The sequence below is a fragment of the Bacillus sp. AFS023182 genome, assembly GCF_002560575.1.
GTDB classification, from domain to species: Bacteria; Bacillota; Bacilli; order Bacillales; family Bacillaceae_G; genus Bacillus_A; species Bacillus_A arachidis.
In genome coordinates this window covers 242-12,337 of record NZ_NTRO01000043.1, presented here as the reverse complement: position 1 = coordinate 12,337, position 12,096 = coordinate 242, and the positions used below count along the sequence as shown (strand labels likewise).

Below are 12,096 nucleotides of genomic sequence, written 5' to 3'. Positions count from 1 at the left end.
GTTTTGTTGGTGCTACCCCATGTTGTCTCCACTAATTTCACCTTCTACCGTTTATTGTACAAATTACCTTTATAAGGGCCATATCTTTATCCTTACTTATTTTCTATTATTAAAAGTTTTATATTTCAAGGCTTACAATTGTAAAAAAGTAGTTGAAATCTATTTTTCTAATTTAAGTGATTTTTTCATTTGTTCGTTAGATATTGTGAATAAAGTAAGTTTCATTGTTTGTTTGCCTTTTTTGTATCATTTCATAAATAAAAGCACTCATTCGAGTGCCGTCTATTACTTCACTACTTTATCCATAACTTCTTTATATTTATTAAACTTTTCATCTTTCATATCACCATTCATTTGGACAAGAAAATTCCCTTTAGCGTATGTATGTGAGAACAACATTGGATTTGAATTACTTAACTCATCATAGTATTTCTTCGCTTTTTCCAAGTCTTCTTTTTTACTAAATTCGAATACTCGTCCACCTTTATCTGTTCCTAATGATGGGGTAAGAATGCGTTTCCCGTCTTTGCGCATGTTCCCGAATTCTTTTTGAGGAAGATCCGTAGCATTCTCAGCTTCTAATCCAGCTTTCTTGAACTCATTAATAAGTGAAGTTGTAGTAACTGGTTCTGGCTTTTTCGCTTCTTGTTTCGGTTTTGATTCAGTTGCAGTTTTATCATTTGAACTACAAGCAGCCATTCCCAAAAGCATAGCGCTGCATGCTAAAACTGTTATTAATTTCTTATTCATTTTTTCCACCCCTTCAATTACAAATAACTCTCTATCAATTTTTTAGCTTCTTCAATGTTTTTCATCTGCTTTTTAGTGAATAACACAGCATTTTCCTCTTGCGTTACTTCAAATTTAGTTTTCTTAGTGCCGGATTTGCTGATTAATTCAAATCTCATATAACCATTAGTCATCAACTTAGGTTTTTCAAATTGTATTTTTTTGATGTCTTCAAAGTATATTTCCATGACTCTTTTTCCTAGTCCGAAAAATTTAGAAGGTTTTACAGTGATTTTTTCATCGTCGATTATTAAAATTCCGTTGTGTGCTTTAAATTCTCGCATTTCCCCTGTCACCTCTATGTTCGTCAGTATCAGTTTATTAAAATGTAAGATTTCTCAACCCATCATAACAAATCTAGTTACAACTATTTTGTCGTCTTTTGTCGAACGAAAAAAATAAAAGCACTCTTTTGAGTGCTTTTATTTTGATGCGTCCTTTATATTTTTAACATCTATTGCTGTTCATGAATTTTAAATCACAGCAGTATTTTGTTGCTTGGTTGAGAGATACTTATTAACTTTATTATTCAGTTCTTGTTCACGATCAAATACAATAACTTTTTCTTTATCTGATTGTTCCATATAAACTCTAAATAAGTAGTCACTTGTATCAAAATGGTAAAAGTATCGAACCTCAGTACTGTCTTCTACAATGCATTTCATCTCACAGATAATTCCAGTTTCGCCCTTGTAATAATTAACATAAAAATAATTATCTAACTTTGCGTTCTCCAGTAAATTATATGGTGTTAAAACAGGGGAGTTTAACAAATCATATATCTGTTTAATATTTTCGTTTAACATTCTTCACTCCTCCAATTATTATTAAAATTATCTCTAACGTATTGTAACAGATTCTTTATGAATTTATGTTATCCTCTAACACTTTTTCTACATACTCTACACTTTGTGGTAATTTCTCATATGCAATATCATAATCATCTATGGTCCAATTCTCTTTGCTAGCGCCAATTTCAGATTTGAGGTATGTGCTAAAATATACAGCTAACATTCCGCCGTTGTCTCTAACTCTTCTAGGAATCCAAGCATATTGCTGTCTAAAAAGACCGATGTTTTTTAAATCATCATCCTTTTTATCTATAGAAAACTTCACCAATAAATCAGGAACAATTTTTTCTTTTATTGTGATATCAATATCTTTTCTTTTACTCTCGAAGTAAAGATCTGGACGCTTGATTGTTGCCTGTTCAACTGAGGCTTGATTCACAATTTTTTCTGCTTCTTCACGTTCCAAGTTTAAAAGCTTTTGTATTTCGATAATTTTTTGTTCTCTTTCTCTATCTTCTTTTTTCTTTTGTTCAATAAGTTTTGTTGTTAAATATGCATCTCCTATAAGCTTTCCTTCTCCAATTTCTGTTGCTTGGCCTATTGAATCATCATAATTTTTTGTAGAGGTCGAAGAAGAGGACTGATTATTAGCTTCTTCTGTAGAATCTAAACTATCATAAGCCTTAAGATGTTGAATAACTTCGCTTTCTTGAATTTCTGTTTTATAGTATTCCCAGAGTTCATCTAAAGCTAGATGCTTATGAGCCACAATCTGTCCAATATTGTCATCTGCTTTTTTTACTTCATCTTGTGGAATTGACCTTAAAATTCTGCCAACAAACTGAGCATAAGGTAAAGGGTTACGAAATGCTCTAAATATCGCAGCGATAGAAAGGTACGGATGATCATATCCTTCGCCTAACATAGATACATTGATAACAACCTTTACTCTATGATTTTTTATATCGTTTAACGCTTTTTCTTTTTGTTCATCAGGTAATCCACTATGAACTATAGCAGTTGAATATCCTTTCTCGTTATATAGCATCTCAATTTCTTGGGCGTGTTCTATATCTGAGGCAACAGCTATTATTTTATGAGGAACTTGTGTATTTCTTAATTTTTCTTCTAGTAGTTCAATACTCTTCTGAACCACACTTCTTGAGCACTCAGGAGAATAGGCAACAGATCTACTCACCCACTCCTCATCCTTCAATTCTAATTTGTAAATTTCCTCTATCGTGTATTTTTTAGTACTGTCTCCGTCAATCGTTAAGTATAATTTCTCTGGTATGTATTCGAAATTCTCTAAGGATTTCACATAACCATTCGCCATAGCTTGACTCAATTTATATTTATATACTAATTCACCAGCTATTTTTTCGTTATCAGTTCTAAATGGGGTTCCAGTCACTTTTACAACTTTTGCTTTTGAAAAATACTGTGTTGTTTCCACCCATGTTTTAGCAACAGAATGATGTGCTTCGTCTATTATTATTAAGTCAAAGAAATCATCTGGCAGGAAATTTAAAGGCGAAGACTCCAATCTACTTTGAAGTTTTTGAATATTTACCACTACAATATTTGCAGCTTCTAATACTTCCTTTTTCGTTTTCTTACCCTCAAATTCAATTAATGAAGGTAAATCATTCGGACGATCAAGAACCTTTCGTTTAAGCCAGAAGTTATCTGGCAAAATAGGATTTAGAGCATCTATTACAGTTTCTTTAATGACTATTTGTGGAGCAATTATTAATACTCTACCTTTACTAATACCGTATGGTAATAATGCCATTATTCCTGTTTTACCAACTCCTGTAGGTAGAACCATCACAGCGTGTGAAGTTTTTTGTTTAATCATAAAGTGTTCATAAACATGATAATATCCTTGTATCTGTGGTTCTCTTAAATGTTCATTTTGATAAATAAAAGGTTTTGTGTCTAAAAAATGATTAGGATTATAATTAAAAGCCATTCTTTCCCCTCCCCCTTCTTTCAATATGATTATATTATAAATAAATATATTAACGGAAAAATATTACATATCTCTCTATATTAGTTCGTAAAAAGATGCCATTTTTGTCAAAGTAAATAAAAAAAAGAGCCGAAGCTCTCACTGGGTAAATTGGTAAAACAATGTAAAATTTTACCTCTAGAAAATGGAAATGATTTCTTTTATGATGAAATCAAATCACAGTATATCTTTGTTGTTTTGTAGCATTTTCACATATAATGAAACTTGCTTTGCAAAACGCCCTTGCTGACGTCCATCAAGCTCCTCATAAGCTCTTTGGACATCGTTAAATAGCAATTCCAATAACGCATCTTCTTTCTTGTTCTCAAAGTTAAGAAGAGCGTCTGTGGAGGTGTTAAAAAACGACGCAAGCACCTTTAAGCTTTCGAGATCAGGTTCATGGCGATTTACTTCCCAATTTTTGATTTGTCCACGTGACAACCCTGTTCTATCAGATAATTGTTCTTGCGTTAAACTGAAAGACTTTCTGAAATTTTTAATGTTTTGACCGACTGTAGTTTTCATATTTTGAGTATAATAATCACTCTATTACTATACCATAATTGGTAGTTATTCTGACTTTTTTATTATATTTAGGTCGTATTTCTGTTTATAAAAAACAAAAAGAACAAAAGTTCGGTTTTTGTGGTAAAATATTCATATAGAGGGCTTTAAAAGAAAGACTATAAAAATGTATATTTCTTTCTATGAAATTCAAGAAAAACTGTTATATAAAGATTTTTAAAATCTCTCAAAAATGGTAGATTAAATAGTTTTCAACTATATTACATGGAGATAGCAAAAGGTGGAGAAGAGGGAAGAGAATACAGAGAACAATCAATCAAGAATTTTCCGCAGTATTCTAACGAAAACACTCTTAAAACGTTATAGATAAATTATACATAAAAGTTGGTGAAGTACTTGGAAGGTAAGTTTAGTAAAGTCATTTTGACAATTGCTACTGTAGTTTGTTTTTCTATCACCGCTTTCCAATTGACACTATCAACTTGATAGTGTCAATTCTGCTCTAAAGGAAGTGGGGAGTTTTTGACCCAAAGCGACAAAAGCTCTTCATTTTAAGAAAGTCTACATATATTAAAGAGAATATAGGGGGAAGTAGATATGAAAAAAGAGCAATTAGTAAGGGAAGCGGTAAAATTGGGTTTGAAACATGGGGCACCAATTAAAGCAGAAGATATTTTAAAAATATGTCTAGACAAATCTTATAAGGAAAACCAAATACATAAAAAAGAAGACTGTTACATTGAGTAGTCTTCGTGGATTAGCCATTCTTTTTATTTTGCATATAAGTAACATACATCTCTAACTGTTCCCAAGCTTTCTTTCTCTCATCTTCTGGAAGACTTTCAATTAAAGCTAGTATGTTTTTTCCTTCTTCAGTAACAATCTTGTTTTCTTCTTCGTTCAATTCTGGATCTTCTGATCTACCTAATAAATAATCAGTAGTTACACCGAAATAATCAGCAATCTTTTCCAATGATTCTCGCCCAGGTGACTTTTTTCCCTTTTCAAAATAAGAAATAGCCATTTTAGATACACCAATAGCATTACCAAGTTGCTCTTGCGTTATCTTATTATTCTTCCTAAGTTCTTTAATCTTTTCCCCGATCAATATTAACGCCCCCTTTTATAAAGTGTTTGCGATAAATAAAGTATAAAGTAAACATAGTGTTTACCACAAGTTGAAAATCATTATGGTTTTTTGAAAAAAGCACTTGAAATAAACCATAGGTTTACTTATAATAAAATTACAGGCAACGAAGGGAGGAAATAACTTGCATCAGTTAAAACAAAAACGACTAGAAAAAGGAATGTCTTGCCAAGACGTTGCCAATAAAGTCGGAATCACTAAAATGCACTACTGGTATATCGAAAACAACAAAAGAACATTAAAAATAGACTTAGCGCTAAAAATCGCAATAGCTCTTGAGGAAAATCCTAAAGAACTTTTTTTTAACAATTGAAGTAAACCTTAGGTTTATAAAGTGAAAAGGAGTAAACCAAATGAATGAACTCAAAAAATTTTCACACAGTATGTTCGGGAACTTAGGAATTCTTATTAAAGATGGAAAAGAATACTTTCCGGCAACAGATGTCGCTAAAGCATTAGGGTATTCAAATCCACATAAAGCAATTAAAGATCATTGCAAATCTGAAGGGGTGAACGAAGCGTTAGTCCCTACTAATAGTGGACAACAAAGAAAAAAATTCATCAATGAATCCAATTTATACCGCTTAATCGTAAAATCAAAACTTCCACAAGCGGATCAATTTGAAAAATGGGTATTTGAAGAAGTTCTTCCAACAATCCGTAAACACGGAGCATACATGACAGATCAAGTACTAGAACAAGTGGTAACTAATCCAGACTTCATGATCGGTCTTCTCACTAACTTAAAAGAAGAAAAAGCAAAGCGAATTGAAGCTGAACGAACAATCTTACAACAGCAATCGCTCGTAACATTCGCTGAAGCAGTTAAAGTATCAGCAAACCTAATCAGTGTAAAACAGCTAGCGATTCTGATGAAGCAAAAAGGAATAGATACAGGGCAAAACAGATTATTCGAGTGGTTAAGAGAAAATGGATACCTTTGCAAGAAGAAAGGTGCCATGTACAACACACCAACACAGTATTCAATGGATTTAGAGTTATTTGAATCTCAAGAATACATAAGAACAAATAGCAAAGGAGAATTTGAAACAAAATTCACGCCAAAAGTTACGGGGAAAGGTCAGCTTTACTTCATTAATAAGTTTATTGGAAAGGAAGCGATGTAAATGCTAGACAATCCAGCATCACTAGCAATTTTAGGAACAATCATTTCAGTTGGTGGTTATCTAATTTATAGGATAGATGTTTGGGGCAAAAAGTCAGGGTGGTTAGAAGATGGAAAATAAACAACAACGAGATAAATACGAACGAGAGAAAGTCTTAGAAATTATAAAAACATTAAAAGCTAAAGGGTTACATAAAAGTGGACAAGTTGTTTTCAGTCATCATTTTGTATTTATAACTCTAGCAAAATAAAGGGACGAGCCTTGAGTTGTGAAGGCCCAAGGCTCATTTTATAAGGGTAAAGCCGAGTTATCGACTTTACAAATCAACGGTACCACAATTTTACAAAAATGGACAAATATTACCTGTTTGAATATTCAAGAATCTAATGTTATCCCCCACCTAATTAACAGGTTCTTGGATATTCCGATGCGCATAGCATCAGAAAGGAGTGAGAAACATGCATCCGCTAGTTAAAAACTAGCATCAAAAAAGCCCGTACAGAAGCACAGGCCAGTTGTAACACATATCGGTAACTAAATTTTAACATATTTGTAGTTAAGTTCCTATGAAAACATAAAAAAACGACCCATTGGGAGATAGGTCGTTTTAGAAAAGTCGATAACGAAGTTAATACATGCATTGTATCATATCGACTTTTCCTAGTAAAGGGAGGAAAAGAAAATGATTGAAAACCCACTATTAAATGGTAATCATCACGATTCATCAGCAAGAGATTTCATTGAAGAATGTGCTGGATGTTTTGGTGAGATCTACTATGGTGAAAGTTGCTTAGATTTCGATGGTGATTACTTACACGCTGAAACAGAATGCATCAAACAATATGTAGAGTCCCATTCTATAAAGAAAGTTGCAGGTGAGTGAGGTGGATATGAATATACATGACAAGTTCGAAATGGAAAAACGAATTTTTAATAGATTGATTGAACATAACAAACAAAATAATGATCCATATTCGCACTTAATGATTTTAGCGTATGAACACGGATTACAAGTGTTAGAGGAAATGTATGAAGTTAGTCAACAAAAAGAAAAATTGGAAATAGCACCATTTTAAAAGAGAGGGAGATTCATATGACAATTGAAAATTACTTTTCTAAATTAGCTCAAATAGATTGTTCGGAACATGTTGAAAAGAAAGGGCGCTTCAGTTACTTATCATGGGCATGGGCAGTTAAAAAGCTTCGTGAAATAGATCCAACAGTAACATGGGAAGTGAAACGATTCAATGGTGTTCCTTACCTTAAAACAGATTGTGGTTACTTTGTAGAAGTTGAGGTAACTGTACAAGGATTACCGCTAAGTCAGATTCACCCAGTACTCAATAATCAAAACAAACCGATTGCGGAGCCGAACAGTTTCGATATTAACACGAGTATCCAACGTTGCTTAGTGAAAGCAATTGCACTTCACGGATTGGGATTATACATCTACGCAGGTGAAGATTTGCCGGAAGTACAAGAGGAAATGATTACTTCTCAACAAGTTGGTGCAATCAAATTAAACATTAAAAAATTAGCTACTCTTCGAAAAGTAGATGAAGACACAATTAAAGGATACCTAAGTATCAAGGAAATCAGCGAATTAACATTAAAACAAGCTGAAGAAGTACTCAAGAAATCAACAAATTGGGTTAAACAAGCCGAAAAAGAAACTGCTGAGACTGAAGAGAAAGAGCAGGCTGAAGAAGTAACGCAAACAAACTAAGGAGATGAAACCATGTTAGATAAAAAGGAAACAAAAGTCGTCCTTCCTTCATGGGTATGGAAGGGCGCAAAAAATGAAAAAGAAGCAAGGGTGAAAGCGATTGAGTACATCACTCCTGATCGCTATCCAGGTTACACAGTAGTCAGTATTAAGGGCGACATAGCGATATGCGAAAGAGAGATAGTGTGATGGAAACAGTATATAGATTAAAACGATATAGCTTCATCATTCCAAGTAAGAAGAAAAAGAACAAATACGTTTGTGGCAACACTAAAGCGGAAATGAAGAAGGTGAATTAAATGGCAGATGTTAAATGGATAAAACTTTCTACTAACATGTTTGAGGATGAAAAGATTCGATTGATTGAAAGTTTACCAGATGCAGATACATTACTGATCATTTGGATTAAATTATTGTCTCAAGCGGGAAGGACAAATGCCAATGGTTACATTTTCTTGAGTGAAAGCATTCCTTTTACAGAAGAAATGCTCGCTACACTCTTTAATAGACCAATAGCAACAGTGAGACTTGCACTACAAACATTTAAACAGTTCGAGATGATCGATATCACAGAGGATCAGTACATATGCATCTCCAACTGGGAGAAACATCAGAACATTGATGGGTTAGAGCGTGTAAAGCAATTAAATGCAGAGCGGAACAGAAAGTATCGTGAACGCAAGAAACAACAGCAATTAGCACTAGAAAATAAAGGTGAAGAAAGTGACGTTCACATGACGTCACGTGACGATACAGATATAGAAGAAGAAAAAGAATTAGATAAAGAAAAAGATAAAAAGAAGAGAGAAAAAACTTCTCGTCACAAGTTTGAAACTTGCGACACCAACGCAGCTAAGTATTTGTTTGAAAAAATTAAGGGTAACAATTCCAAACAAAAAGAACCTAACTTTGATTCTTGGGCTAATGACTTTAGATTAATGCGTGAAAAGGATAACCGTGAATTGCAAGAGATTAAAGATGTTATTGATTGGTGCCAAGCAGATTCATTTTGGCAAGGAAATATTTTATCTCCTAAAAAGCTACGTGAAAAGTTTGATCAATTAACAATCCAAATGAAAGCTAAAAAAGGAGCGAAGAACAATGCAGAGAGCGGCACTGGCAATACCAACAGATATAGCCAAAAAGGTGAATATGACTATGGATTCTGATACTTGTGAAATACATGGAATGAATATGATGCGATTTAATGGCCAGGTCGTATGTCCTCGCTGTTTCCTCGCTAATGAACATAAAAAACTACAACAACATGAACAAGCAAAGTATGATGCTGATAAAGCAAATGAAAAGAAATTCTTGTTCCATCAACAAAGTATGATTGCAGATTCCAACATTAAGAAAGCTAATTTTGAAAACTATGATCCTACAAGCGGGGAAGGAGCAAAGAATCTTGAACTTGCAAAAGTTATCGCAACGGATTATCTCAATGAGAAGGTATTCAATACCATTATGGCCGGGAATTGTGGAGCAGGGAAAACACATCTTGCTTACTCCATTGCAGATAAGCTTGCAGGTGCAGGGAAATCAGTTGTCTTCGTCACAGTTGGTGAATTGCTACGGAAAATCAAAAGTACGTTTAACAAAGATTCCGCCTTAACTGAGGATGCAATCATTCGAACGTTGGTAAGAGCGGATGTATTGGTAGTCGATGATTTAGGAGCGGAGTTAGGCGCTTTAGATGCAAATACAAAGGCAACAAACTTTATAAATCGGGTGTTGTTCGATGTTTTCGATGGTAGACAAGGTAAATCTACTATCTTCACGACAAACCTTACAGGAGAGCGTTTAGAAGGCGCATACGATGAGCGGATTGTATCACGTATCTTCAATAACTTTAGAGCGATTGTTTTCAAAGATACGAAGGATTTCAGAAGAAAAGCATTGCCATTTTAAAAGGGGGATTTGAGATGTGTGCATGTAAAGAAACGGGAGTCATTAGGAACAACATGGGGAACGGCTGCTATCAATTTGTTTCATGTATTTGCGCGACAGGTAATCAGAGTCCTCAAGAAGTAGATGGAAGACGTCATGACGTCATGGCGCGTTTGGAAATAGCTTATCAAATGCGAATGGAGGGGAAATGGGATATGGATTTGGCAGCTACATTACAAGCGAATAAGAGGAAAAGAAAGAGAAAACAAATTAGCTAGGAGGATAAGTCATGACAGCAAAGGAACGGGCAAGACTACACGGTTTTTGGACGCATAAGAAGACAGGGAAGCGTATTGCTATATCGCGTGTGACTCTGTATGGCGAGGTACATGCGAGGAAGGTGGATTCGCTAGGGCATGAAGTGGGGCCGAAGGAAATTATGTTGTTGCGAGATCTGAAAAAAGACTATGTGAAAGGCATGATTTAGGTAATGGACAGGAAATAAATTTATATCAATGTGTTATTACATAAAGGGGTTTATACGGAAGAAGATACAGGACGGCAGCTTTATGAAATGAGCGAGCAGGAACTTTGGGATCTATTAAAAGGAGATGGGGAAAATGAGCAAGGAATTAGCAGATGAATTGTATGAGAAAAACATCCATAAATTATTGAAGTTGTTTTTCTTTCTGAATGCCATTGGTCTTCGGTGTGATAAAACGTCTTAGAATGAAAAAATAAACATGTTTTATGAGATTTGTTGTTTTTTACATAGAAAGTAGGTGAAATCATCATTTGTTTGAATGGATGAAAGACTATCAGAAATTAGAAGAAGATATTGCTTATTTGGACTACAATTTATATAAAACAAAAGCTGAATTAAAACGCTGGATTAGTGGTGATTTACGGGATGTTCGTTTAACTGCTGAATCGGACGGTGCGAAAGTAGAAGGACATATTGAAGCAATTGAATATGAATTAGCTCATAAAATGAATGCTATGTACGATTTAAAGTATTTGATTAGTAAGTTTACAGGACTAGAAAATCGAATACTAAAAATGAAATATGTGGACGGAATGACTTTAGAACAAATAGCTTTTGATTTGCATTATAGTACAGGCTATATCCGACGTAAGCATGCTGAAATAAAAAAGATTGTCAAGTTTCTAGATGAATTTTAATGTTACCTTTTTGTAGGTTACATGTGGTGTACAGAAACCATTGAAAAAATGATTTATAGTAGTAATATAAGATTTTCACGAAAGGGCAACTATTTTATGGTTGCTCTTTTTGTTGTGAAAGAAGGTGAGTGTCATGAAGTAATTTTATAGAATAATGGGTATTTAGCTGTTGGGTCTACTTAGTAAAGTAGTAGTTTTTTAGACCGGAATAATAGGAAAATAAGGAGATGTTTAGTAATGAGTATATTAGCTGCTTCAGTTAAGACAAAGAATCTGCCGCAACAAGTATTACGATGGCAGACAATGGTAGAAAGTGAATGTGCTGAACAAGGTGTATCTGAGTTAGTGCCTTATGTGCTTGGAATTATTATGGTGGAAAGTGGAGGGAATTCTGAAACAACACCTGATATTATGCAGTCAAGTGAATCACAAGGATGGCCAATGAATACAATTAAAAATCCTAAGGATTCAATTTATTACGGAGTAAAGCATTTGAAAGGGGCTTTTGAGGATGCAAAGAAGAATGGCATTACGGATTTAAGTGCTATTGTTCAATCATATAATTTTGGACGAGCTTACCTTCGTTGGTTAGCTTCTAACAATAAACAGCACTCACTACCGGTGGCAGATCAGTATTCTAAAACTGTTGTTGCACCATCCCTTGGAAATACAACTGGTGCTATGGTTCCGTATAGTCAACCTATCGCTGTAGCATACAATGGTGGCTATCGATATAAAAATGGAGGGAATTTTTTCTACGCTGAAATTGTTAAACAATATGTGGATTTTAATGGAGGAACTGATCCTACGGATGTAGATACACGTCAAAATGTCACACTTCCATCCGATTGGCAAACAAAAATGATTGGTACAATCACAGTGACAGTACCTGGTGCTCCTGTATT

The 12,096-nt window shown here is 34.2% G+C and carries 21 protein-coding genes; 15 read left to right on the top strand and 6 right to left on the bottom strand.

The genetic code is table 11. The annotated features are described in order from the left end of the window. Window positions 1-285: 285 nt before the first annotated feature. The 5 genes from CN288_RS19195 to CN288_RS19175 all read right to left on the bottom strand — a co-directional run bounded on the left by CN288_RS19195 (window position 286) and on the right by CN288_RS19175 (window position 4,119). Window positions 286-750, bottom strand: coding sequence for a stress protein (locus tag CN288_RS19195; RefSeq protein ID WP_098302878.1), 465 nt, complete (start codon window positions 748-750; stop codon window positions 286-288). 17 nt (window positions 751-767) lie between these two features. Beyond that, window positions 768-1,073, bottom strand: coding sequence for a DUF4429 domain-containing protein (locus CN288_RS19190; RefSeq protein ID WP_098302877.1), 306 nt, complete (start codon window positions 1,071-1,073; stop codon window positions 768-770). A 189-nt stretch (window positions 1,074-1,262) separates the two neighbouring features. Next, on the bottom strand, window positions 1,263-1,595 hold the full coding sequence (locus tag CN288_RS19185) for a hypothetical protein (RefSeq protein ID WP_098302876.1): 333 nt from the start codon (window positions 1,593-1,595) through the stop codon (window positions 1,263-1,265). Between the two features lie 55 nt (window positions 1,596-1,650). Beyond that, on the bottom strand, window positions 1,651-3,555 hold the full coding sequence (locus CN288_RS19180; RefSeq protein WP_098302875.1) for a DEAD/DEAH box helicase: 1,905 nt from the start codon (window positions 3,553-3,555) through the stop codon (window positions 1,651-1,653). Window positions 3,556-3,771: 216 nt separating this feature from the next. Next, a complete protein-coding gene (locus tag CN288_RS19175) occupies window positions 3,772-4,119 on the bottom strand; it encodes a helix-turn-helix transcriptional regulator (RefSeq protein ID WP_098302874.1) in 348 nt (115 codons plus the stop codon). Window positions 4,120-4,716: 597 nt separating this feature from the next. On the opposite strand from CN288_RS19175, the gene CN288_RS28930 reads away from it, so the two are divergent. Further along, complete coding sequence (locus CN288_RS28930) at window positions 4,717-4,866, top strand: hypothetical protein (protein ID WP_176527705.1); 150 nt, start codon at window positions 4,717-4,719, stop codon at window positions 4,864-4,866. 10 nt (window positions 4,867-4,876) lie between these two features. On the opposite strand, the gene CN288_RS19170 is transcribed toward CN288_RS28930, so the two are convergent. Beyond that, complete coding sequence (locus CN288_RS19170) at window positions 4,877-5,227, bottom strand: helix-turn-helix domain-containing protein (protein WP_098302873.1); 351 nt, start codon at window positions 5,225-5,227, stop codon at window positions 4,877-4,879. 130 nt (window positions 5,228-5,357) lie between these two features. Between CN288_RS19170 and CN288_RS19165 the strand changes: the two genes are divergently transcribed. From CN288_RS19165 to CN288_RS19115, 14 genes are all read left to right on the top strand, one after another. Then, a complete protein-coding gene (locus tag CN288_RS19165) occupies window positions 5,358-5,579 on the top strand; it encodes a helix-turn-helix transcriptional regulator (protein ID WP_006097390.1) in 222 nt (73 codons plus the stop codon). Between the two features lie 40 nt (window positions 5,580-5,619). After that, the gene (locus tag CN288_RS19160; protein ID WP_098302872.1) at window positions 5,620-6,393 is read left to right on the top strand and encodes a phage antirepressor; all 774 of its coding nucleotides are present in this window, start codon (window positions 5,620-5,622) and stop codon (window positions 6,391-6,393) included. A 109-nt stretch (window positions 6,394-6,502) separates the two neighbouring features. Continuing rightward, window positions 6,503-6,643: a hypothetical protein gene (locus CN288_RS28925; RefSeq protein WP_176527704.1), complete on the top strand. Its 141-nt coding sequence runs from the start codon at window positions 6,503-6,505 to the stop codon at window positions 6,641-6,643. A 432-nt stretch (window positions 6,644-7,075) separates the two neighbouring features. After that, window positions 7,076-7,276, top strand: coding sequence for a hypothetical protein (locus CN288_RS19155; RefSeq protein ID WP_098302871.1), 201 nt, complete (start codon window positions 7,076-7,078; stop codon window positions 7,274-7,276). A 31-nt stretch (window positions 7,277-7,307) separates the two neighbouring features. After that, window positions 7,308-7,469, top strand: coding sequence for a limonene cyclase (locus CN288_RS19150; protein ID WP_255260017.1), 162 nt, complete (start codon window positions 7,308-7,310; stop codon window positions 7,467-7,469). A 17-nt stretch (window positions 7,470-7,486) separates the two neighbouring features. Beyond that, window positions 7,487-8,119, top strand: coding sequence for a Sak single strand annealing protein (locus tag CN288_RS19145; protein ID WP_098302870.1), 633 nt, complete (start codon window positions 7,487-7,489; stop codon window positions 8,117-8,119). A gap of 12 nt (window positions 8,120-8,131) precedes the next feature. After that, window positions 8,132-8,308: a hypothetical protein gene (locus tag CN288_RS28920; protein ID WP_176527703.1), complete on the top strand. Its 177-nt coding sequence runs from the start codon at window positions 8,132-8,134 to the stop codon at window positions 8,306-8,308. Window positions 8,309-8,418: 110 nt separating this feature from the next. Further along, the gene (locus CN288_RS19140; RefSeq protein WP_098302869.1) at window positions 8,419-9,288 is read left to right on the top strand and encodes a phage replisome organizer N-terminal domain-containing protein; all 870 of its coding nucleotides are present in this window, start codon (window positions 8,419-8,421) and stop codon (window positions 9,286-9,288) included. After that, window positions 9,272-10,030, top strand: coding sequence for an ATP-binding protein (locus tag CN288_RS19135; RefSeq protein ID WP_098302868.1), 759 nt, complete (start codon window positions 9,272-9,274; stop codon window positions 10,028-10,030). The genes CN288_RS19140 and CN288_RS19135 overlap by 17 nt, the downstream gene beginning before the upstream one ends. Window positions 10,031-10,044: 14 nt before the next feature. Continuing rightward, window positions 10,045-10,287: a hypothetical protein gene (locus tag CN288_RS19130; protein ID WP_098302867.1), complete on the top strand. Its 243-nt coding sequence runs from the start codon at window positions 10,045-10,047 to the stop codon at window positions 10,285-10,287. Window positions 10,288-10,298: 11 nt separating this feature from the next. Further along, window positions 10,299-10,496: a hypothetical protein gene (locus CN288_RS19125; protein WP_098302866.1), complete on the top strand. Its 198-nt coding sequence runs from the start codon at window positions 10,299-10,301 to the stop codon at window positions 10,494-10,496. Window positions 10,497-10,514: 18 nt separating this feature from the next. Beyond that, on the top strand, window positions 10,515-10,652 hold the full coding sequence (locus CN288_RS29300; RefSeq protein WP_255260018.1) for a Fur-regulated basic protein FbpA: 138 nt from the start codon (window positions 10,515-10,517) through the stop codon (window positions 10,650-10,652). Window positions 10,653-10,804: 152 nt separating this feature from the next. After that, the gene (locus CN288_RS19120) at window positions 10,805-11,191 is read left to right on the top strand and encodes a hypothetical protein (protein ID WP_098302865.1); all 387 of its coding nucleotides are present in this window, start codon (window positions 10,805-10,807) and stop codon (window positions 11,189-11,191) included. Between the two features lie 237 nt (window positions 11,192-11,428). Then, a partial coding sequence (locus CN288_RS19115; RefSeq protein WP_255260016.1) for a lysozyme family protein occupies window positions 11,429-12,096 on the top strand: 668 nt, incomplete at its 3' end.